The following is a 20,322-nucleotide window of genomic DNA, read 5'->3' as shown; positions in this document are numbered from 1 at the left end:
CGGGCCGAGCTGATCGACGAGTACGAGACCACGCTGGCCAACCCCTACATCGCCGCCGAGCGGGGCTACGTCGACGCCGTCATCACCCCGCACGAGACCCGCGTCGAGGTCATCCGCTCGCTGCGGCTGCTGCGCTCCAAGCGCGAGACCCTGCCGCCCAAGAAGCACGGGAACATCCCCCTCTGATGGCCGACGTGACCGAGCAGACCCCGATCCTCAAGGTCATCAACCCCGACGCCACCCCCGAGGAGGTCGCCGCCCTGGTGGCGGTCTTCTCGGCCCTGGGCGCGGCCGCCGGCGAGCCACCGAAGCGACCCCGCCCGGCCTGGAGCAACCCGGCCCGCGGCGTACGCCGTACGCACCGCCACGGCGACGGGGCCTGGCGCGCCAGCGGCCTGCCTCGCTGAAGCCCGACCAGTTGACGACAGTGGAGCCCTGAGCCTGACCTAGCGGTCCTCGACTCCACTGTCGGTCAGCGTCGTCCACAGATCGTCCCCGACGGGTCGCGGCGACCGTCGTCCCCGAGCCAAAGTCGTCGCATGCCCAGACGCGCGCCGAGCGACCTCGACACCACGGCCCTCGCGCGCCTGTTGCGCGAACAGGACGGGGTCGTGGGGCGGAGCCAGCTGGTGGCCATCGGCGCATCGCGCAACGACCTGCGCCGCATGCTCGGCCGGCGCGAGCTCGTGACGATCCATCCATGCGTCTACGTCAACCACTCCGGCAGGCCGACCCGCCGCCAGCGCGAGTGGGCCGCCGTGCTGGCTTGCGCACCGGCTGCCCTGCACCGGGAGTCCGCGCTGGACGCCCACGGGATGACGAGGGACCGCCCTTCTTCGATTCCGCAGGACGGACCGATCCACCTCCTGGTCGACCGGCACCGCCGGATCGTTCCGCCGTCGGGCGTCACCATCGAGAGGGTGGCCGACCGTGAGAAGTGGGTGCAGGCCAACCGTCGACCTCCCCGAGCGGTGTTCGACTACGCCCTCCTGAAGGCGGCAAGCGAGCGTGGCGAGGCCGACGCCATCGCGTTGCTGTCCGATGCGGTCCACCAGGGCCTCACGACCGCGAGCCGTCTGCTCGACGTGATCGGGCAGCTGCCGAGGCTCCCGCGCCGCGCGATGCTGGGCGAGGTGCTGGCCGATGTGCAGGCAGGGACCCGCTCGGTCCTGGAGCAGCGCTACCTGCGCGACGTCGAACGGGCGCACGGACTGCCAGAAGGGGCGCGCCAGCTCCGCCATGACACGTCGAGCGGCATCGTGCACCGCGACATCCGCTACTGCGCACAGCGGACGCTGGTCGAGCTCGACGGCGCCTTCGGCCACCGCGACACCGTGGATCGGTGGGCCGACCTCCAACGCGACCTCGACGCCACCCTCGAGGACCACCTCACGCTCCGACCCGGGTGGGCGCAGGTCATGGAGCCGTGCCGCCTCGCGCAGGTGGTGACGACCGTCCTTCGCCTCCGCGGCTGGACCGGCTCGCCTCGCGCGTGCCACGAGAAGTGCCCCGTCGGCGTCAGTGGCGTCCCCGGACGGACCTAGCGGCGGCGCGCGCCACTGTCGCGGCCTTGGCCGTAGGCGGCCACGGGCTAGGGTCGCGCCCGTGACCGAACGGACGATCGATGCCCTCTGCAACGCCTACGTCGACGACTACTGCGCGCTCGACCCGCTGACCGCCACCAACATCGGCGTGGCGGGCCACGAGCACGAGATGACCGACTACTCCCCCGCCGGCTTCGACGCCCGCGAGGCGCTCAACCGGTCGGTCGTCGCCGCCGTCGAAGCCGCCATCCCGGTCGACGATCGCGAGGCCGCGGCAAAGGACGCCTTCCTCGAGCGCACCCGCCTCGAGATCGAGCTGGAGGACGCCGGGGTCAACCGGTCGCGCATGTCGGTGCTGTGGAGCCCGCTGCACGAGATCCGCGGCGTCTTCGACCTGATGCCGACTGAGGGCGAGAGAGCCGTGGCCGCCATCGCGTCCCGGCTCGCCGCCGTACCCGCTGCGCTCGAGGGCCTGCGCGTGACGCTGTCCGACGAGGCCCGCAAGGGCAACGTGGTGGCCGCCCGCCAGTACGCCGAGGTCGCCGAGCAGGTACGCCGCTGGACCGGGCAGACGGGCGACGCGGGCGACTTCTTCCTCGGCCTGGCCGACCGGCTCGAGGGCGGCGACCGCACCGAGCTGCGTGCCCTGGCCGGCGCGGCCAGCGCGGCCACCGCGTCGTTCGGGCTGTTCCTCAGCGACGAGCTGGAGCCGCAGGGAAAGGAGCGCCAGGGAGTCGGCCGCGACGTCTACGCCCTGGCCAGCCGTTACTTCCTCGGCGCCGAGGTCGATCTCGACGAGACCTACGCCTGGGGCTGGGCCGAGCTGCAGCGCCTCTCCGACCTGATGACCGCGACTGCCGACCGGATCCTCCCCGGAGCCGATGTCGACGGTGCGGTCGCGCACCTCGATGCCGACCCCGCCCGGGTCGTGCACGGGCGTGAGGCCTTCCGCGACTGGATGCAGCAGCTGGCCGACGAGACCCTCGACGCGATGGCCGACGTGCACTTCGACATCCCCGACCCGATCCGGCGCATCGAGTGCATGCTCGCCCCGACCAACGACGGTGGCATCTACTACACCGGGCCGTCGGAGGACTTCGAGCGTCCGGGCCGGATGTGGTGGTCGGTGCCCGACGGCATCGACGACTTCCACCCGTGGCGCGAGGTCACGACCGTCTTCCACGAGGGCGTGCCGGGCCACCACCTCCAGGTCGCGCAGACCGCCTATCGCAGCGACACCCTCAACCGCTGGCAGCGGCTGATGTGCTGGTGCAGCGGACACGGCGAGGGCTGGGCCCTCTACGCCGAGCGGCTGATGGAGGAGCTCGGCTTCCTCGACGACCCGGCCGACCTGCTCGGCATGCTCGACGGCCAGTCGCTGCGCGCGACCCGGGTCATCGTCGACATCGGCATGCACCTCGAGCTCGAGATCCCCGAGGACAACCGCCTGGGTCCCGGCGGGACCGCCTTCCACCCCGGCGAGACGTGGACCCCGGAGCTGGGCCTGGAGTTCATGCGACTGCACTGCCGGATGGACGACGAGTTCATCCAGTTCGAGGTCAAGCGCTACCTCGGCCTCCCCGGCCAGGCGCCGTCATACAAGGTCGGCGAGCGGATCTGGCTCGACGCCCGCGCGCGGGTGCAGGATCGGCAGGGCGACGACTTCGACCTCAAGGCCTTCCACCGAGCGGCGCTCGACCTCGGCTCGCTCGGCCTCGACCCGCTGCAGGCAGCGCTGTCCCGCCTCTGAGCTGGGGCCTGCTCAGGCGGGCTTGACCGCGATCACCGGGCAGGTCGCGTCGATGATGACCCGCTGGGCGACGCTGCCCATGATCAGCTTGCCGACGGGGCTGCGGTGCCGGATGCCGATCACGATCGCGTCGGCGGCGACGTCCTTGGCGATCGCGAGGATCTCGTCGGCGACGTCACCACCCATGGTCTGCCGGATCTCGTGCTCGACCCCGCTGTCGGCCAGCCGTTGCTCGAGCGTCACCTTGCCCTCGGCGCCGAGGTAACGGTTGTCGACGAGCGCGTCGCCCTTGGTGGTGTTCACGACCACGACGCCGGTCTGGCGCCGAGCCGCCTCCTCCAGGCCGTGGGCCAACGCGGCCTCGCCGTACTTGTCGGGGATGAAGCCGATCACGATGGCCATCAGGAGACCTCCTCGTCGTGGTGCTGGTCGTGGTGCTCGAGCAGTGCGGGTGGGCGGTAGCGCGCGATGAGCGGGGGCACGACCACGGCCAGGACGACGAGGACGTAGACGAAGATCGCCAGCGGCTCGTTGAACAGCCCGCTGACAGCGCCGCCGGACAGGTCGAGCGCCTCGCGCATCTTGACCTCCATGAGCGGCCCGAGGATCACGCCCAAGATCAGCGGCAGCACCGGGATCCCGAAGCGCCGGATCGCGAAGCCCAAGCATCCGAAGACCAGCAGCAAAAGCAGGTCGAACGAGCTCTGGCCGACGCTGTAGGCGCCGAGGCAGGCGAAGAAGAGGATCCCCGCGTAGAGCTGGGGCCGCGGGACACGCAGCAGCTTGGCCCAGACCGGGGCGAGCGGCAGGTTGATCACCAGCAGCAGGGTGTTACCGATCAGGAGGCTGGCCAGCAGGGTCCAGATCAGGTCGGGCTGGTCAGTCATCAGGGTCGGCCCGGGCACGATGCCGTACTTCTGCATGGCCGCCAGCAGGATCGATGCCGTCGCGGTGACCGGCAGGCCGAGGGCCAGCAGGGGAACGAACATGCCGGCGGCGCTGGCGTTGTTGGCGGCCTCCGGACCGGCGACCCCCTCGATGGCACCTTCACCGAACTCGTTGGACCCGCCGCGGCGGGCGGCGAGCTTGCGCTCCGTGATGTAGGACAGGAAGGTCGGCGTCTCCGCACCACCTGCGGGCAGGGCACCGAACGGGAAGCCCAGCGCGGTGCCGCGCAGCCAGGGCGCCCAGGACCGGCGCCAGTCGTCGCGGCCCATGAAGGGGCGGCCGACGGGGATCACGTCGATCGGCCTGCGGCGCAGGTGGGCAGCGGTCCACAACGCCTCGCCGATCGCGAAGACGCCGACGGCGACCACCACGATGTCGATGCCGTCGGCCAGCTCCAGCGAGCCGCCCGTCAGCCGCGCCTGCGCCGTGGAGGCGTCGAGCCCGACGAGGCCGATCGTCAGCCCGATCGCGAGCGCGATGAAGCCGCGCAGCCTGGAGGCGCCCAGCACGCTGCTGACCAGCACCATCGCCAGCAGCATGATCGCGAAGTAGGTCGGCGCGCCGATCTCGACCGCCCACGTCGCGATCGTCGGCGTGAAGAAGGCCACCAGCAGTGTGCCGATGGTGCCGGCGATGAAGGACCCGATCGCCGCGGTCGCCAGCGCCTGCGCGGCCCGGCCCTTCTTCGCCATCTTGTTGCCCTCGATCGCCGTCATCACCGAGGCGGACTCACCAGGCGTGTTGAGCAGGATCGAGGTCGTCGAGCCGCCGTACATCCCGCCGTAGTAGATGCCGGCGAACATGATCAGCGCCTGCGTGGCGTCGAGGCCGTAGGTGACCGGGAGCAGGAGCGCCAGGGCCATCGCAGGGCCGATGCCCGGAAGCACCCCGACGAAGGTGCCGAGCAGGACGCCAATCGCGGCATAGAGGAGGTTCTCGAGCGTCAGGGCGCCGGCGAAGCCGTCGAGGAGAAGGTTCAGGGTGTCCATCGCGGCCTCACAGGATCCCGTCGAGGATGCCCGGCGAGAGTGGCACGCCGAGGCCGGAGTAGAAGAAGTACCAGCTGGCGACCGCCATCACGGCCCCGACGAGGAGGTCGCGCAGCAACGTGCGCGAGCCCAACGCCCAGGCGCAGCCGGCGAACAGGAGGGCGCCCGTGATCGCCCAGCCCAGCACGTTGACGAGCAGAAGGTTGAGCACCAAGATCCCGACCAGCTTGCCCACCGTCAGCCAGTCGGGCGGGGTGGTCAGGTCGATGTCCTCCCCCTCCTCGGCCTGGGGCACGTCCCCACGGGCCGTGGCCACGGCGAGCAGCACCGCGAGCACGACCATGAAGGTGCCGATGACGTAGGGGAAGACGCGTGGCCCGATCGGGTCACCGAAGCCGACGTTGAGCCCGCGTGCGTCGACGATCGTGTAGAGGCCGACCAGCGCCAGCACGACGGCCAGGCCGAACTGCGCCCGGTCGATCCTTGGTTCGTCGGAGGTCACCTTGGCTTCGCTCACAGCAGTCCCAGCTCCTCGAGAGTTCCCGACACCCGTTGGTCCTGCTCGTCGATGAAGGTCCCGAAGTCCTCACCGGTCTTGAAGTCATCGGTCCAACCGTTGTCCTCAACGACCTGCTGCCACTCGGGGGTCTCGTGCATCTGCTCGAAGTAGCCGATCAGCTCGTCCGTGCGTTCGTCGCCGATCTCGGGCGGCGCGAGCACCCCGCGCCAGTTGAGGAAGACCAGGTCGACGCCCTCCTCGGTCAGGGTGGGCGCGTCTGCGAACGGGCTGCCCTCGGGGTAGCGCTCCTCGCCGGAGACGGCCAGCACCCGCAGCTCGCCGGAGTCGATGGAGCCCTGGAACTCGGGCAGGCCGGAGAAACCCGCGTCGATCTTCTTCCCGAGCAGCGCGCTGGTGAGCGGGCCGCCGCCGTCGTACGTCACGAAATTGACGTCGTTGGGGTCGATGCCGACCTCCTGGGCCAGCTGCATGGGGAACAGGTGGTCGGGACCTCCCGGGGACGACCCACCGCCGACGGCGAGCGAGCCGGGATCTGCCGCCCACGCCTCGAGGAAGTCGTCGAGCGTCTGGTACGGCGAGTCGCCCGGCACGAGGATGCCCTCGGGCTCGCTCATCAGCTGGGCGATCGGCGTGGCGTCCTGGAGACCGAACTGGCTCCCGAAGGAGTAGGTCGAGCCGACGACCCCCAGCCCGACCGTCATCAGCGTGTGCTCGTCGCCCACCTTGCCGACCAGCTCCGTCATCGCGACGGCGCCGCCGGCACCCACGATGTTGGTGACCGTGATGTCACCACCGGTGACGTCCTGGTCCTCCATCACCTTCACTGCGGCGCGACCTGTCAGGTCGTAGCCACCCCCCGGGCTGTTGGGGATGATCATCAGGATGTCGCGGCTGTCGTCGCCGCGGGTCACCCCGCAGCCGGCGAGGGCACCGATCAGAACTCCACACGTGCCCAGCGCCAGGTGCCGGCGCACAGTCCGAGTCATGGCCCACATCGTGCACTCACCCGAGCGTGCTGTCGAGGGCTGTCCAGCGCGGTGCCCACCAGTGGGGCCTGTGCAAGGGTTCTGCCGTGCCCCGACTCGTGCTGGCCTCCGCCTCGCCCGCTCGTCGTACGACTCTGCGCGCGGCGGGACTCGACCCCACTGTCATCGTCAGCGGGGTCGACGAGTCCCAGCTGGCCGACCTGCCCCCCGCGGAGCTGGCGCTGCAGCTGGCTGAGCTCAAGTGCGCGGCCGTGGCCGGAGGCGACGTCGTACCTGCTGAGGCGCTCGTCCTCGGTTGCGACTCGGTCCTCGAGCTCGACGGCGACGCACTCGGCAAGCCGCGTGACGCGGAGGAGGCCCGGCTCCGCTGGCAGGCGATGCGCGGCCGTTCCGGCGTCCTGCACACCGGTCACTGCCTGCGGGACGTGGCGAGCGACCGCGTGGCCGCAGCCACGGCATCCACCACCGTCCACTTCGCCGACGTCAGCGACGCCGAGATCGACGCCTACGTCGCCACCGGCGAGCCGTTGCACGTCGCGGGGGCCTTCACGATCGACGGGTTGGGTGGTGCCTTCGTGACCGGGATCGAGGGCGACCACCACAACGTCGTGGGCGTGAGCCTGCCCCTGCTGCGCGAGCTCGTCCTCGAACTCGGGCACGAGTGGCCCGACCTGTGGGCCTGACCCGCTAGCATCCCCCGCGTGGGGAGCGGGGAGCAGGGGCGGGTGAGGGCGGAGCCTGTCGCCGACCCCGACAACCGCTACGGCGTGCGCGAGGAGCGGCTGCTCACCGGCGCGACCGTGATCACCGCCGTCCGCACCGTCGCCTCGGTCGTGCTCGCCGCCGTCGCCGCCCACCAGGAGAGCCTGACCCTCCTGGTCGTCGCCCTGGTCGTCTACTGGGTGGGCGACATGCTCGACGGCTTCTACGCGAGAGTGCGCGACTGCGAGACGCGGATCGGCGCGGTGCTCGACATCATGTGCGACCGGCTCAACGCCGCCGCGTTCTACATCGGTCTCGCCTGGCTCCAGCCGGACCTGTCGCCCGCGATCTTCGTCTACCTCGCCGAGTTCATGGTCGTCGACTGCTTCCTCTCCATCGCCTTCCTGGCCTGGCCGGTGCGCAGCCCCAACTACTTCTTCGTGGTCGACCGGCCGATCTGGTTGTGGAACTGGTCCAAGCCGGCCAAGGCGGTCAACAGCGCGCTGTTCGCGGTGCTACTGCTGGTCACCGGCTGGATGTGGGTCGGTCTCGCGATCGCCTCGGCGCTGCTGGTGCTCAAGTGTGTCTCGCTGCACCGGCTGGTGCGGATCGGGCTGCCGGTGCCCAGGGCGGACGGCTGATGCTCTTCTGGAGTGTGCTGGGCCTCTCGATCGCCTCCGCCCTGCTGCCGCTGATCAACATCGAGGCCTTCCTGGTCGTCGCGGTCTCCCGGTCGCCTGACGTCATGTGGGTGCTGATCCTCGCCGCGACGGTCGGGCAGATGCTGGGCAAGATCCTCTGGTACTGGGGCGGCATGCACCTCGACCGCGCCCCGTGGGTGGCCCGCCACCTGAAGAAGCCGAAGGCCCAGGCGTCGCTCGCCAAGTGGCACGAGCGCGCCGAGGGGCGCCCGTGGTTCACGGCCGGACTGCTCTTCGTGTCCGCGAGCACCGGCTTCCCGCCGTACGCGATCACTGCGGTGCTCGCCGGCACGCTCCGGGTGCCCTTCGCGACCTTCCTCGTGACCGGCCTCCTGGGTCGGGGCCTGCGGTTCTGGGCCGTGGTCGGCGGGACCTCGTCGCTGATCGAGCTGTTCTGAGCGACGCCTACTCGGCCGCCGACCACGCCTGGCGCAGGCTGACCCGGCCGCCGGTCTGCAGCAGCGCGCGACGGTAGAGGCGTTCCCCCACCCACACGGTGACGGCGGCGAACACAGCGAGGAGGCCCAGCGCGACCAGTGGTTCCCACCACTCGACGCCGCCGGCGAGGATGCGCTTGGGCATCACGACCGCGGACACCGGCGGGACGAAGGACGCGATGACCTGGCCGCGACCGTCGAGCGAGACCCCACCGAAGAACATGGCCAGCATGAGCATCGTCAAGGGTGTCGAGGTCGCCTGCAGGTCCTCGGTGCGCGACGCCAGCGAGCCGGCGACCGCCCAGAGGCAGGCCAGGGCGATGAAGCCGGCCAGGAAGAATCCCACGAACCAGGCCGTCGGGCCCGACAGGGCCGGCACGTAGGACTTGTAGGGCGTGAAGGACAGGCCGACGAGCCCGACGGCGAGGTAGACCAGCAGCTGGATCATCGCGAGGGCGGTGTTGCCGAGCACTTTGCCCGCCAGCAGGTGTCGCAGGGGGATGGCCGCGGCGATGATCTCCACGATCCGGCTCTGCTTCTCCTCGATGACCGACGACGCCAGCTGCATGCCGAAGATCAGGGCGGCGATGTAGAACAGGAACACGAACACGAAGCCGACCGCCTGCGCCACGGCCGCCTTCTCGGCGTCACCGCGCAGGAAGGCGGTGGAGACGGCACTGCCCGCTTCGAGCTCCTCGACTGTGGTGCCGGCGTCGGCGGCGTTCTCGGTCAGCACCTGCTGGCGTACGACGGCTTCCACGACGGCGGTCAGGGACTCCTGCTCGCTCGACTCGGACGTGAGCTCCCAGCCGTCGGCCACCGGGTGCAGCCAGGCGTCGACCTCGTCCTCCTCCAGCGCCTGCTCGGCGGCGGCCTCGTCGTCGAGCTCGACGAGGGTGACGTCCACCTTGTCGCCGACCTCCGACGCGCCATCGGCGACCGCGGTCGCCATGGCGACACTGTCAGGCGTGGCGCCGAGGGTCACCTCGTCGGTCTTCTCGTCCTGCCAGGCGGTGAAGCCGATGAAGCCGACGAGCATGGTCACCATCAGCACGGTGCCGATCAGGAAGGACTTGTCGGTGATCCGCGAGACGACCTCGCGGCGGGTGACCAGCAGCCAGGCCGGATCGGTCGTACGTGTGCTCATGCGGTCGCCTCCCGGTAGATCTCGCTGAGCGCCGGGCGCACCCGGACGAACTCGTGGACGTCGCCGCGGCGCGCTGCCTCGGCGATGAGGTGCTGCTCGGCACCGTCGTGCTGGACCTCCACCAGGGCGGTCGGCCCGTCCAGGTCGAGGACCCCGAGCCCGCGCTGGTCGCGGACCCAACCGGCGTCGCCGCCGAGGACGAGTCGGAAGCGCGGCACCCCCGCGTCGCGCAGCTCCGACACCGTCCCGGCGGCGACCCGGCGACCGTGGGCCAGCACGACCAGGCGGTCGCACAGGCGCTCGACGAGGTCGAGCTGGTGGCTGGAGAAGAGCACCGGGATGTCATCACGGGCGTGCTCCCGCAGCAGGTCGACCATCGAGTCGACGGCCAGGGGGTCGAGTCCGGAGAACGGCTCGTCGAGGATCAGCGCGGCCGGCTTGGGCAGCACCGAGGCGATGATCTGCACGCGCTGCTGGTTTCCCAGCGACAGCTTCTCGAGGTGGTCCTTGGCGCGCCCGCCGAGGCCGAAGCGCTCCAGCAGCTCCTGCACCTGGCGGCGCGCCGCGACGCGTCCCAGGCCCTTGAGCTGCGCGACGTAGACGAGCTGGTCGAGGATCGGCTGCTTGGGGTAGAGCCCTCGCTCCTCCGGCATGTAGCCGAAGGTGCGGCGGTCCAGCCGCGTGATCGACCGGTCCTGCCACAGCACCTCGCCCCCGTCGATGCCCAGCACGCCCATGACCATCCGCATGGTCGTCGTCTTGCCCGCGCCGTTGGCGCCGACGAAACCGGTCATCTCCCCTGGCCGGACCTCGAACGACACGTGGTCCACGGCCGTGCTCTCGCCGAACCGCCTGGTCAGCTCCTTGATCTCCAACATGGCTCCGACGCTAGGGCCCCACGAGCGCGCCGGGATCCCCCGCGCGACTGATCCTCGAGGAGGAGCGCCGGCCCGCCGCGCTCAGGCCTCCGTCGGGAGGATGAGGCCGGCCTCGTAGGCGTAGACGACCGCCTGCACCCGATCGCGCAGGTGCAGCTTGGCGAGCACGTTGGAGACGTGGGTCTTCACGGTGGCCTCGCCGAGCACGAGGTCCCGGGCGATCTCGCCGTTGGACAACCCCCGGGCCAGCAGCACCAGGACCTCGCGCTCCCGTCCGGTCAGGCGGCCGAGCGCGGCGGGCTCGGTCCGCTCAGGTCCGGCGCCGGTGGCCGGCCCACCCTCCCCGGCCATCTGCCGGATGACCCGCCGGGTGACCTCGGGTGCCAGCAGGGCGTGGCCGCGTCCTGCGGCGCGTACGGCGTCGAGCAGCTGCTCCGGCCCGGCGTTCTTCAGCAGGAAGCCGCTGGCGCCCGCCCGCAGGGCGTCGAAGAGGTAGTCGTCCCGGTCGAAGGTCGTGACGATGACGACGTGCCCGAGGTCGTCGGCGACGAGGTGCCGCGTGGCCTCGATGCCGTCCATGCGCGGCATCTGGACGTCCATCAGCACCACGTCGGGCCGGGTCTCGCGCGCCCGCTCGACGGCTTGGAGGCCGTCGGCGGCCTCGCCCACCACCTCGATGTCGTCCTCGACGGAGAGCACCATCGCGAAGCCGGAGCGCACCATGGCGTGGTCGTCGACGATCAGCACGCGGAGTCGCGCGTCGTCCCCTCCCGTCATGACGTCGCCACCAGCGGGTAGCGGACCCGGACCCGGTAGCCCCCGGTCACCCGCGGGCCGATGTCGACCTGGCCACCGTGGGTGGCCGCGCGCTCGCGGATGCCGAGCTGCCCCAACCCGCTGCCCGACGTCCCGTGGCGCGGGCGTCCGTTGTCGACGACCTCCACCTCGGCATAAGGGCGCGGCTGCGACTCGTCGACGCGCACCACGACCGACACGGTGTCGGCGGTGGAGTGGCGGCGCACGTTGGTCAGTGCCTCCTGGACCGTGCGGTAGACCGCGAGCCCGATGCCCCGCGGCAGGCGGTCGGCTGCGTCGGGCTGTGTCTCGACCACGTCCAGCGTCACGGTCAGGCCCTGCCCAGAGACTTCGTCGACCAGCCCCGCGAGGTCGCCGACCCCCGCGTCGGTCGTACGCGTCGGGTGGGGCTGGTCCCCTTCGGCCCCGGCCGCGCCCACGCCTTCGCCCACGCCTTCGCGCAGGGTGCCGAGGAGGCGGCGCATCTGGGTGACCGCGTCGCGCGAGACCGCCTCGACGTTGGACAGCGCCGTACGCGCGGCGTCGGGGTCGCGGTCGAGCACCCGTCGCGCCGCACCCGCCTGGATGCCCATGGCCGAGACGCCGTGGGCGACCACGTCGTGCAGCTCCCGGGCGATGCGGAGCCGCTCGTCCATGACGGCCTGCTCACGGAGCCGGCCGGCTTGGGCGGCGATCGTCCGGGTCTGCTCCTCGAGCCGGCCGCGCTGCCGGGCGGCCCGCCACGACACCCCGCCACCGACGATCGCGCCGCCGAAGTAGATCGCGTTGACGAGCAGCGAGATGCCGACCGCGGCGGGGATCTGCGGGAAGAGGCCGATCTGCTCGGTGCCCTGCTCGTCCACCAGCCACTCCTGTGCCGCAGAGCCCACGGCGAACTGCCAGCCGAGCCAGGCGAACATGAACAGCACGATCGTGCCGACGACGACGACCATCGCGCGGCGGTCGCGCGCCCAGGCCACCCCCGACAGGAGAGCGACGAAGTAGACGATCTGCAGCGAGATCTGCCCCATCACCTCAGGCATCGTCACTCCCGCGACGAACATGTGCAGCGCCGCTGCGCTCGCCACCACCAGCGGCCACCGTCGCCGGCCGAGCAGCAGCGCGGCACCGGTCGACACCACGAGCCACTGCGCCCACACCGGGACGTCGGTGTGCTCGAAGCCGCCGGCGCTGCGCACCAGCTCGAGGCCGAGGAGGCTCACTGCGCCGACACTTGCCGCCAGCACGACGTCCCGGCGCCCGATCGCCGGCCGCGGCCGCTCCCACTCGTCGTCCACGCCGAACCACTCCAGCAGTCGGGAGGTCGGACGGGACATGGGGCGAGGGTAGTGATCTCGCCCTTCCTCCGGATCCGTCGGGAGGGGGAGATCGGCCGTCACTCGACGGGCAGGCCGAGCCCCCGCGCGATCAGCATCCGCTGGACCTCCGAGGTGCCCTCGCCGATCTCGAGGACCTTGGCGTCGCGGTAGAACCGGACCACCGGGTACTCCTCCATGAAGCCGTAGCCGCCGAAGACCTGGGTCGCGATCCGGGTCGCGGTGACGGCCGACTCGGTGGCGTAGAGCTTGGCGACCGCGGCGGCCTGCTTGAAGGCGCCCGTGGAGACCGACCGACCGGCGTCCATGGCGTCCTTCATCGCCGCCGCCTTGTAGGTCAGCAGGCGGGAGGCGTCGAGCATGACCTGGAGCTCGGAGATCTGGAAGGCCACGCCCTGCTTGCGCCCGATCGGGCCGCCGAAGGTCTGCCGCTCGCCGGCGTACTGCAGCGACATCTCCAGGCAGGCCTGGATGCAGCCGACCGCGAGGGCGGCGATCGCGACGCGACCGTCGTCGAGGGTGGCGAGGAACTGGGCGTAGCCGCGCCCGCGCTCGCCGAGCAGGTTGGCCTCGGGCACGCGCGCGTCGGTGAAGGACAGCGGGTGCGTGTCGGAGGCGTGCCAGCCGAGCTTGTCGTACGCCTTCTCCGCGGTGAAGCCGGCCGTGTCCGACGGCACGACGATCGTCGAGATCTCCGGCCGGCCGTCGGAGCGCTCGCCCGTCCGGGCGGTGACGGTCACCAGCGACGTGATCGAGGAGCCCGAGTTGGTGATGAACTGCTTGGCGCCGTTGACCACCCACTCGCCGTTCTCGAGGACCGCCTTGGTCCTGGTCGCCCCGGCGTCCGAACCGGCGCCGGGCTCGGTCAGGCCGAACCCGGCCAGCTGCTCGCCGGCGACCAGAGCCGGCAGCCACGCCTGCTTCTGCTCGTCGGTGCCGTAGGTGAGGATCGGGTTGATGCCGAGGCCCACCGCCGCCTCGAGGGTGATGCCCATCGACTGGTCGACACGGCCGATCTCCTCGATGGCCAGGCAGAGCGAGGTGAAGCCGCCGTCCTCGCCGGCCATCCCGGCGCCGCCGAACTCCTCGGGGGCGGTCAACCCCATCAAGCCGAGCTTGCCCATCTTCTGCACCACGTCGGTCGGGAAGTGGTGGTCGCGGTCCCACTGCGCGGCGTGGGGCGCGATCTCGGCCTCCGCGAAGTCGCGGACGCTGCGACGGAACTGCTCGTGCTCAGGGGACAGCTCGAAGGTCATGCCCGCACCATAACGGCAAGAGGTTAACGATCGCTAACCCCGCGACGAAGACTGTGACGGACGCGATTCCCCGACGGCGCCGTAAGGGGTCTAGATTTAGGTGAGCCTAAGCAAAGTGAGGATCCCCTGTGTCGACTTCCCCGCGTCGTGCCGCCACCCGTGTCAGCGTGGCCCTGGCGAGCACCCTGCTGACCGCGTCGACCCTGTCGGGCTGCGGGCTGTTCGGCTCGCCCGACCTGGTCATCTACAACGCCCAGCACAAGGAGCTCCTCGACGAGCTCGTCCCGATGTTCGAGGAGGAGTCCGGCCTCGACGTCGAGCTCCGCAACGGCAAGGACCTCGAGCTCGCCAACCAGATCGTCGAGGAGGGCGAGGACTCGCCCGCCGACGTCTTCCTCACCGAGAACTCCCCCGCGATGAGCATCGTGGACAACGCCGGGCTCTTCGGCGAGCTCGCCGACGAGGCCACCGCGACCATCCCGGAGCAGTACGTCCCCGCGAGCCGCACGTGGACCGGCTTCCTGGCCCGCTCCACCGTCGCGATGTACAACACCGAGTCGATGACCGCGGCAGACATGCCCGCCTCGATCCTCGACTTCGCGAAGCCGGAGTGGCAGGGCCGCGTGGCCTTCTCCCCGACGGGTGCTGACTTCCAGGCGATCGTCTCCGCCGTCCTCGAGCTCGAGGGCGAGGAGGCCACGCGGACCTGGCTGGAGGGCCTGAAGGCCAACGGCGTCATCGTCCAGAACAACCTCGTCGTCATGCAGTCCGTCGACTCCGGCGAGGTCGACGCGGGCATCGCCTACCACTACTACTGGTACCGCGACCGCGAGGAGAACGGCACCGACTCCGACAGCTCGGCGCTGCACTTCTTCGGTGACCAGGACCCGGGTGCGTTCCTCAGCATCTCCGGCGCCGGCATCCTCGCGAGCAGCGAGCACCAGGAGGCCGCGGAGGAGTTCGTCACCTGGCTGACCGGCACCGAGGCGCAGCGGGCCATGGCGGAGTCGTACGCCCTGGAGTACCCGCTCAACCCCGACGCCAGCCTCAACCCCGACGTGAAGCCCTTCGACGAGCTCGAGCCGCCGCAGGTCGACCTGTCGAGCCTCAACGGCCCGCAGGTCACCGACCTGATGACCGAAGCGGGCCTGCTCTGACCATCACCGGGCGCCGCACGTCGCCGCTGCTGCTCGCAGCGGGCTCGGTCGTCGCGCTCCTGGCGCTGGTGCCGTTGGCCTACGTGGCCTCCTACGTCGTGATCATCGGTCCGGTCGACCTCTGGCACCTCCTGGCCCGACCTCGGATCGGGGAGCTGCTGCGCAACACCATCACCCTGGCGCTGGCCTGCATGGCCTCCACCGCCGTCCTCGGCGTCGCGCTGGCCGTGCTGGTCGAGCGCACCGACCTGCCCGGACGCCGTCTGTGGCACGGCCTCCTGGTCGCGCCGCTCGCCGTGCCGGCCTTCGTCAACGGCTACGCCTGGGTCTCGCTGGACCGCAGCGTCCACGGGTTCGGAGGGGCCTTCGGGGTGGTCACCCTCTCCTACTACCCGCTGGTCTACCTCCCCGTCGTGGCGATGCTGCGCCGGCTCGACCCGGCGCTCGAGGAGTCGGCCTGGTCGCTGGGCCACTCCCGCGTGCGCACGTTCGGCACCGTCGTGCTCCCCCAGCTGCGACCGGCGCTGCTCGGCGGCGCCCTGCTCGTCGGGCTGCACCTGCTGGCGGAGTTCGGCGCGCTGTCGCTCCTGCGGTTCCCGACCTTCACCACTGCCATCTACGACCAGTACGGCTCGACCTTCAACGGTGCCGCCGCGACGGCGATGGCCGGTGTCCTCGTGCTCCTGTGCCTGTTCCTGCTCCTCGCCGAGCTCCGGATGCGCGGCAACCGCCGCTACTCCCGGGTCGGCCGGGGCGCCTCCCGTGGCACCGTCCCCCTGCCGCTCGGACCCTGGCGGTGGCCGCTCCTGGCCACGGCCGGCTCGGTCGTCGTGCTGGCCGTCGGCGTACCCGCCTTCTCGCTGGCCAGGTGGCTGGTCGTCGGCACGTCGACGGAGTTCCCCCTGGGCGAGCTCGGCTCCGCGCTCGCCGCCACGGTCGTCCTCGCGCTCGCCGGCGCCGTCGTCACCACGCTCGCGGCCGTCCCCGTCGTGTGGCTCGCGGTGCGCCACCGCGGCTGGGCCTCGACCGTCATCGAGCGCAGCACCTACGTCGCCAACGCGCTGCCCGGCATCGTCGTCGGCCTCGCGCTCGTCGTCGCCTCCCTGCGACTCGTCCCCGTCGTCTACCAGACCGCCGGCCTGCTCGTGGCGGCGTACGCCATCCTCTTCCTGCCCCGGGCGGTGGTGACCGTGCGGGCCGGGCTGGAGCAGGCGCCCGCGGTGCTCGACGACGTCGCCCACAGCCTCGGCGCGGGTCCACTGGCCACCGCGCGACGGGTGACCCTCCCGCTGATCGCACCGAGCCTCGGCGCCGGCGCTGCGCTGGTCTTCCTGGCGATCTCCACCGAGCTGACCGCCACGCTGATGCTCTCCCCGATCGGCACCCGCACCCTGGCCACCGAGTTCTGGTCGGCGTCCTCCGAGCTGCGCTACGGCGCCGCCGCGCCCTACGCCCTGCTGCTGGTGCTGGTCTCGATCCCGGCCACGGTCCTGCTGATGCGCCAGGAGAGCCTGAGCCGGGAGGGGGTTCCGGCATGAGCTCCCTCACCGTCACCGGCGTGACCCGGTCGTTCCCGTCGACGGCCCCGGGACGTGCGGCGACCCGCGCGGTCGACGACGTCACGCTGCACGTGCCGCACGGCTCCTTCACGACCGTGCTCGGCCCCTCGGGGTGCGGCAAGACGACGCTCCTGCGGCTGGTCGCGGGTTTCCTGCAGCCGGAGTCCGGCAGCATCGCCTTCGGCGACGAGGTCGTCGCCGGCGACGGCGTACGCCCGATGCCCCCGCAGACCCGCCGCGTCGGCTACGTCCCGCAGGAGGGCGCCCTCTTCCCGCACCTCGACGTCGCCGCCAACATCGCCTTCGGGCTGCCGCGCGCGGCCCGTGCCGCCGGCGGTGGCGACCGAGTCGCGGAGATGCTCGACCTCGTCGAGCTGCCCGCCGACTTCCGCGATCGTCGTCCCGACGAGCTCTCCGGTGGCCAGCAGCAGCGCGTCGCGCTCGCCCGCTCGCTGGCACCCCAGCCGGCTCTCGTGCTGCTCGACGAGCCGTTCTCCTCCCTCGACGCCGGGCTGCGCGGCAGCACCGCGCGCGCCGTACGTCGTGCGCTCCAGGCCACCAACACCACCGCGGTCCTCGTCACCCATGACCAGAACGAGGCCCTCTCCCTCGCCGACCAGGTCGCGGTGATGCGCGCCGGGCGGCTCGTCCAGTCGGCGCCGCCGAGCGAGGTCTACCTCTCCCCGACCGACCCGGCCGTGGCCGAGTTCGTCGGCCGCGCCGTCGTGCTGCCCGGCACCGCCGACGCGGCGCACGCCACGTGCGCCCTCGGCGAGGTCGTGCTGACCGAGCCGACCGAGGGGCCGGTGTCGCTGATGATCCGGCCCGAGCAGGTCCACGTCGACCTCTCGCACACCGCCGGCGACAAGGTCATTGGGGTGCGCGGCACCGTCGAGGAGGTCAGCTACTACGGCCACGACTGCGCCGTGCAGGTCCGCCTCGACGAGGGCACGTCCGTGCTCGCCCGGATGTCCGGCGTGCTCCACCCAGCCGCCGGGGACAGGGTCCACCTCCGGGTGACCGGCCTCGTCCGTGCCTACCACCCCACGGAGGCGTTGTGACGATCACGTCCCCACCTCCCGCACTGCTCCGGGAGGTGCGCCCTCTCCCGGTGCTCGACCACGCCGGCTTCGGCGACAGGCCTGCCGTGCTCACCGACGGCGAGGTCCTCAGCCACGCCGACCTGGCCCGGCGGGTCGCGGACCGGGCCGGCACCTGGGGACCCGCGCGTCGCCTGGTGCTGGTCGAGGGCGCCAACGACCTCGACTCCCTGGTCGCCTACCTCGCCGCGCTCCAGCACGGCCACGTCGCCCTCGTCGTCCCCGCCGGCCGTGAGGCCCAGCGCGAGGCCATGGTGGCGGCCTACGACCCCGACATCGTGTGCACCACCGCCGCCCGCGACGACGTACGCCGCCCCGAGAGCGCCCACGACCTGCACCCCGACCTGGCCCTGCTGCTCAGCACCTCGGGCACCACCGGGTCACCCAAGCTGGTCCGGCTCTCGCGCGACAACGTCGCCAGCAACGCGGCGGCCATCGCCGACTACCTCGCACTCACCCCTGCCGACCGCGCGATCACCGCGCTCCCGCTGCACTACTGCTACGGCCTGTCGGTGCTCCACTCCCACCTGGTCGCCGGCGCCAGCGTCGTGCTCACCGGGCTCAGCGTGGTCGACGAGTGCTTCTGGGACCTCTTCGCGCGCAGCGGCGCCACCAGCTTCGCGGGCGTCCCGCACACCTTCGACCTGCTTGCCGCCAGCGGCTTCGAGGAGCGCGACCTCCCGACGCTGCGCCAGGTGACCCAGGCCGGCGGCCGCCTCGACCCCGACGCCGTACGCCGCTGGAGCCGCTTCGGCCGGCGCCACGGGTGGGACCTCGTCGTGATGTACGGCGCGACCGAGGCGACGGCGAGGATGGCCTGGCTCCCTCCGGCCCTCGCCGAGGAGCACCCGCGCTCGATCGGGATCGCCGTCCCCGGTGGGCACCTGCGCCTCGACGAGAGCGTCGACGAGCGCCCCGGTGTCGGCGAGCTCGTCTACTCCGGGCCCAACGTGATGCTCGGCTACGCCCACTCCCCCGCCGACCTGGCGCTGCCGCGCGACACCACCGAGCTCCGCACCGGTGACCTCGCCCGCCTCGTCGACGGCCTCTTCGAGGTCGTCGGGCGCCGCAACCGCTACGGCAAGGTGTTCGGGCTCCGCCTCGACCTCGACGCCGTCGAGCGCCACCTCCAGGCCGAGGTGCACCGCCTCGCTCGGGTCGTGGCCACCGACGGTGCCGTGCACGTCTTCCTCCCGAGCGGGCGAGGCAGCGCAGCCGCCCGGGCCCTGACCACCCAGCTCTGTGGCCTTCCCCCGCACGTCGTCCGGGTCACCGTGCTTCCACAGGTCCCCCTGACGGGCACCGACAAGACCGACTACGCCGCCCTCGGCGAGCTCGCCCGCGCCGACGAGGGGCCGCCCTCCGCGCCCGACGGCGACTCGCTGCGCTCCGACTTCGTCCGGGTCCTCGGCCGGCCCGACGCGCGCGACGCCGACTCGTTCGTCGACCTCGGCGGCGACTCCCTGTCCTACGTCGAGCTGGCGACCCGGCTGGTGGATCACTTCCCCCGCGGTCTCCCCACGGGCTGGCACACCCGCAGCATCGCCGACCTCGAGCGGATGACAACGGCCGCCCCCGTCACGGGACGGGACCGGCACCGCTGGGCCCGGCTCGACACCACCGTCGCGCTGCGCGCGCTCGCGATCGTCTTCGTGGTCGCCAGCCACGTCGACCTCCTCCCCCTCGAGGGCGGCGCCCACCTGCTGCTGGCCCTGGCCGGCTTCAACTTCGCCCGCTTCCAGCTGTCGGCGGCCGGCGACGCCCGGACCCGGCTGCGCCACGGGCTCTCCGGCCTGGCCCAGCTCCTGGTCCCCTCGGTCATCTGGGTCGGCGCCGTCTCGGTGCTCGTCGGCAGCTACGGCCTGACCACGGTCCTGTTCGTGCGCGGATTCCTCAACAGCTCCGTCTGGGACGACCAATGGCAGCTCTGGTTCCTCGAGTCCCTGGTGTGGATCACCGCTGCCGCGCTCGCGCTCACCTGCCTGCCGGTGCTGCACCGGCTGGAGCGGCGTACGCCCTTCCGCTTCGCGCTCGTCGTCCTCGCGGTGGCGGCGGCGGTGCGCTTCGCCGACGTCGGCCTGCGCGCCGGGCCGACGCAGCGCTACACCACGCTCGTGGTCGCGTTCTTCTTCGTGCTCGGGTGGCTCGGGGCGCGCGCCACCACCACCCGGCAGCGCCTCCTCGTCACCTTCCTCGCAGCAACGCTGACCATCGGCTTCTTCGGCCAGGTGCACCGCGAGGTCATCGTGCTGGGCGGCTTCCTGCTCATGCTGTGGCTGCCCCACGTGACCGTGCCGCGGTGGCTCGCACGCGCCGCGGGCGTCCTCGCCGGGGCCAGCCTGTTCATCTACCTCACCCACTGGCAGGTCTACCCGCCGCTAGAGGATGCGGGGCACCCGTGGCTCGCCCTTGTGGCATCCCTCACAGTGGGGATCGCCTACGCGCGCGTCGCACGGCCCGTTCACCAAGCAGTCGGTCGCGCGGTCCTCGGAGCGCGGTAGCCTGCCCAGCGGTAC

At 71.7% G+C, this 20,322-nt stretch carries 20 protein-coding genes; 11 read left to right on the top strand and 9 right to left on the bottom strand.

The window, feature by feature from the left end; genetic code table 11:
• The 4 genes from J3P44_RS21770 to J3P44_RS21755 all read left to right on the top strand — a co-directional run.
• Positions 1-186, top strand: a 186-nt coding sequence (locus tag J3P44_RS21770) for a carboxyl transferase domain-containing protein (protein ID WP_305122734.1), incomplete at its 5' end; no start/stop codon positions are given.
• Between the two features lie 8 nt (positions 187-194).
• Entirely contained in the window at positions 195-407 is a 213-nt protein-coding gene (locus J3P44_RS21765; protein ID WP_255892578.1) for an acyl-CoA carboxylase subunit epsilon, read from the top strand.
• 132 nt (positions 408-539) lie between these two features.
• Positions 540-1,544, top strand: coding sequence for a hypothetical protein (locus tag J3P44_RS21760; protein WP_255892577.1), 1,005 nt, complete (start codon positions 540-542; stop codon positions 1,542-1,544).
• Between the two features lie 61 nt (positions 1,545-1,605).
• Positions 1,606-3,294 (top strand): DUF885 domain-containing protein, encoded by a 1,689-nt coding sequence (locus tag J3P44_RS21755; protein WP_255892576.1) that lies wholly within the window; start codon positions 1,606-1,608, stop codon positions 3,292-3,294.
• Positions 3,295-3,306: 12 nt separating this feature from the next.
• On the opposite strand, the gene J3P44_RS21750 is transcribed toward J3P44_RS21755, so the two are convergent.
• Genes J3P44_RS21750 through J3P44_RS21735 form a run of 4 tightly spaced genes read right to left on the bottom strand, consistent with a single transcriptional unit; the run spans position 3,307 to position 6,737 of the window.
• Complete coding sequence (locus tag J3P44_RS21750) at positions 3,307-3,696, bottom strand: universal stress protein (RefSeq protein ID WP_255892575.1); 390 nt, start codon at positions 3,694-3,696, stop codon at positions 3,307-3,309.
• Positions 3,696-5,231: a tripartite tricarboxylate transporter permease gene (locus J3P44_RS21745; protein ID WP_255892574.1), complete on the bottom strand. Its 1,536-nt coding sequence runs from the start codon at positions 5,229-5,231 to the stop codon at positions 3,696-3,698. Before J3P44_RS21745 ends, J3P44_RS21750 begins: the two co-directional genes overlap by 1 nt.
• Before the next feature lie 7 nt (positions 5,232-5,238).
• Positions 5,239-5,748 (bottom strand): tripartite tricarboxylate transporter TctB family protein, encoded by a 510-nt coding sequence (locus J3P44_RS21740; RefSeq protein WP_255892573.1) that lies wholly within the window; start codon positions 5,746-5,748, stop codon positions 5,239-5,241.
• A complete protein-coding gene (locus J3P44_RS21735; RefSeq protein WP_255892572.1) occupies positions 5,745-6,737 on the bottom strand; it encodes a Bug family tripartite tricarboxylate transporter substrate binding protein in 993 nt (330 codons plus the stop codon). The genes J3P44_RS21740 and J3P44_RS21735 overlap by 4 nt, the downstream gene beginning before the upstream one ends.
• A gap of 86 nt (positions 6,738-6,823) precedes the next feature.
• Between J3P44_RS21735 and J3P44_RS21730 the strand changes: the two genes are divergently transcribed.
• Genes J3P44_RS21730 through J3P44_RS21720 form a run of 3 tightly spaced genes read left to right on the top strand, consistent with a single transcriptional unit; the run spans position 6,824 to position 8,538 of the window.
• Positions 6,824-7,420: a Maf family protein gene (locus tag J3P44_RS21730; RefSeq protein ID WP_255892571.1), complete on the top strand. Its 597-nt coding sequence runs from the start codon at positions 6,824-6,826 to the stop codon at positions 7,418-7,420.
• An 18-nt stretch (positions 7,421-7,438) separates the two neighbouring features.
• Positions 7,439-8,080, top strand: coding sequence for a CDP-alcohol phosphatidyltransferase family protein (locus tag J3P44_RS21725; protein WP_255892570.1), 642 nt, complete (start codon positions 7,439-7,441; stop codon positions 8,078-8,080).
• Positions 8,080-8,538: a VTT domain-containing protein gene (locus J3P44_RS21720; protein WP_255892569.1), complete on the top strand. Its 459-nt coding sequence runs from the start codon at positions 8,080-8,082 to the stop codon at positions 8,536-8,538. The genes J3P44_RS21725 and J3P44_RS21720 overlap by 1 nt, the downstream gene beginning before the upstream one ends.
• Before the next feature lie 7 nt (positions 8,539-8,545).
• Here the strand turns inward: J3P44_RS21720 and J3P44_RS21715 are convergent, their stop codons facing one another.
• The 5 genes from J3P44_RS21715 to J3P44_RS21695 all read right to left on the bottom strand — a co-directional run bounded on the left by J3P44_RS21715 (position 8,546) and on the right by J3P44_RS21695 (position 13,990).
• Complete coding sequence (locus J3P44_RS21715) at positions 8,546-9,724, bottom strand: ABC transporter permease (RefSeq protein ID WP_255892568.1); 1,179 nt, start codon at positions 9,722-9,724, stop codon at positions 8,546-8,548.
• Entirely contained in the window at positions 9,721-10,602 is an 882-nt protein-coding gene (locus J3P44_RS21710) for an ABC transporter ATP-binding protein (RefSeq protein WP_255892567.1), read from the bottom strand. The genes J3P44_RS21715 and J3P44_RS21710 overlap by 4 nt, the downstream gene beginning before the upstream one ends.
• An 81-nt stretch (positions 10,603-10,683) precedes the next feature.
• Positions 10,684-11,379 carry a response regulator gene (locus J3P44_RS21705; protein WP_255892566.1) on the bottom strand — a complete coding sequence of 232 codons (696 nt, stop codon included), beginning with the start codon at positions 11,377-11,379 and terminating at the stop codon, positions 10,684-10,686.
• Entirely contained in the window at positions 11,376-12,734 is a 1,359-nt protein-coding gene (locus tag J3P44_RS21700) for a sensor histidine kinase (RefSeq protein WP_255892565.1), read from the bottom strand. Before J3P44_RS21700 ends, J3P44_RS21705 begins: the two co-directional genes overlap by 4 nt.
• Positions 12,735-12,793: 59 nt before the next feature.
• Entirely contained in the window at positions 12,794-13,990 is a 1,197-nt protein-coding gene (locus J3P44_RS21695; RefSeq protein WP_255892564.1) for an acyl-CoA dehydrogenase family protein, read from the bottom strand.
• A 128-nt stretch (positions 13,991-14,118) separates the two neighbouring features.
• Here J3P44_RS21695 and J3P44_RS21690 point away from each other — a divergent pair, with 128 nt between their 5' ends.
• The 4 genes from J3P44_RS21690 to J3P44_RS21675 all read left to right on the top strand — a co-directional run bounded on the left by J3P44_RS21690 (position 14,119) and on the right by J3P44_RS21675 (position 20,307).
• Positions 14,119-15,147 carry an iron ABC transporter substrate-binding protein gene (locus J3P44_RS21690; RefSeq protein ID WP_255892563.1) on the top strand — a complete coding sequence of 343 codons (1,029 nt, stop codon included), beginning with the start codon at positions 14,119-14,121 and terminating at the stop codon, positions 15,145-15,147.
• A gap of 68 nt (positions 15,148-15,215) precedes the next feature.
• A complete protein-coding gene (locus J3P44_RS21685) occupies positions 15,216-16,685 on the top strand; it encodes an ABC transporter permease (RefSeq protein WP_255892562.1) in 1,470 nt (489 codons plus the stop codon).
• Positions 16,682-17,767 (top strand): ABC transporter ATP-binding protein, encoded by a 1,086-nt coding sequence (locus J3P44_RS21680; RefSeq protein ID WP_255892560.1) that lies wholly within the window; start codon positions 16,682-16,684, stop codon positions 17,765-17,767. The genes J3P44_RS21685 and J3P44_RS21680 overlap by 4 nt, the downstream gene beginning before the upstream one ends.
• Positions 17,764-20,307: an AMP-binding protein gene (locus J3P44_RS21675; protein WP_255892559.1), complete on the top strand. Its 2,544-nt coding sequence runs from the start codon at positions 17,764-17,766 to the stop codon at positions 20,305-20,307. The genes J3P44_RS21680 and J3P44_RS21675 overlap by 4 nt, the downstream gene beginning before the upstream one ends.
• Positions 20,308-20,322 lie beyond the last annotated feature (15 nt).

This window comes from Nocardioides astragali, assembly GCF_024436375.1.
GTDB lineage: Bacteria > Actinomycetota > Actinomycetes > Propionibacteriales > Nocardioidaceae > Nocardioides > Nocardioides astragali.
This window is presented reverse-complemented; position numbering and strand designations above follow the sequence as displayed.

Coding starts and splice junctions, on each gene's coding strand:
- J3P44_RS21705 (WP_255892566.1), bottom strand. CDS start 11,379: ATGACGGGAGGGGACGACGCGCGACTCCGCGTGCTGATCGTCGACGAC.
- J3P44_RS21760 (WP_255892577.1), top strand. CDS start 540: ATGCCCAGACGCGCGCCGAGCGACCTCGACACCACGGCCCTCGCGCGC.
- J3P44_RS21720 (WP_255892569.1), top strand. CDS start 8,080: ATGCTCTTCTGGAGTGTGCTGGGCCTCTCGATCGCCTCCGCCCTGCTG.
- J3P44_RS21735 (WP_255892572.1), bottom strand. CDS start 6,737: ATGACTCGGACTGTGCGCCGGCACCTGGCGCTGGGCACGTGTGGAGTT.
- J3P44_RS21745 (WP_255892574.1), bottom strand. CDS start 5,231: ATGGACACCCTGAACCTTCTCCTCGACGGCTTCGCCGGCGCCCTGACG.
- J3P44_RS21750 (WP_255892575.1), bottom strand. CDS start 3,696: ATGGCCATCGTGATCGGCTTCATCCCCGACAAGTACGGCGAGGCCGCG.
- J3P44_RS21680 (WP_255892560.1), top strand. CDS start 16,682: ATGAGCTCCCTCACCGTCACCGGCGTGACCCGGTCGTTCCCGTCGACG.
- J3P44_RS21715 (WP_255892568.1), bottom strand. CDS start 9,724: ATGAGCACACGTACGACCGATCCGGCCTGGCTGCTGGTCACCCGCCGC.
- J3P44_RS21710 (WP_255892567.1), bottom strand. CDS start 10,602: ATGTTGGAGATCAAGGAGCTGACCAGGCGGTTCGGCGAGAGCACGGCC.
- J3P44_RS21695 (WP_255892564.1), bottom strand. CDS start 13,990: ATGACCTTCGAGCTGTCCCCTGAGCACGAGCAGTTCCGTCGCAGCGTC.
- J3P44_RS21700 (WP_255892565.1), bottom strand. CDS start 12,734: ATGTCCCGTCCGACCTCCCGACTGCTGGAGTGGTTCGGCGTGGACGAC.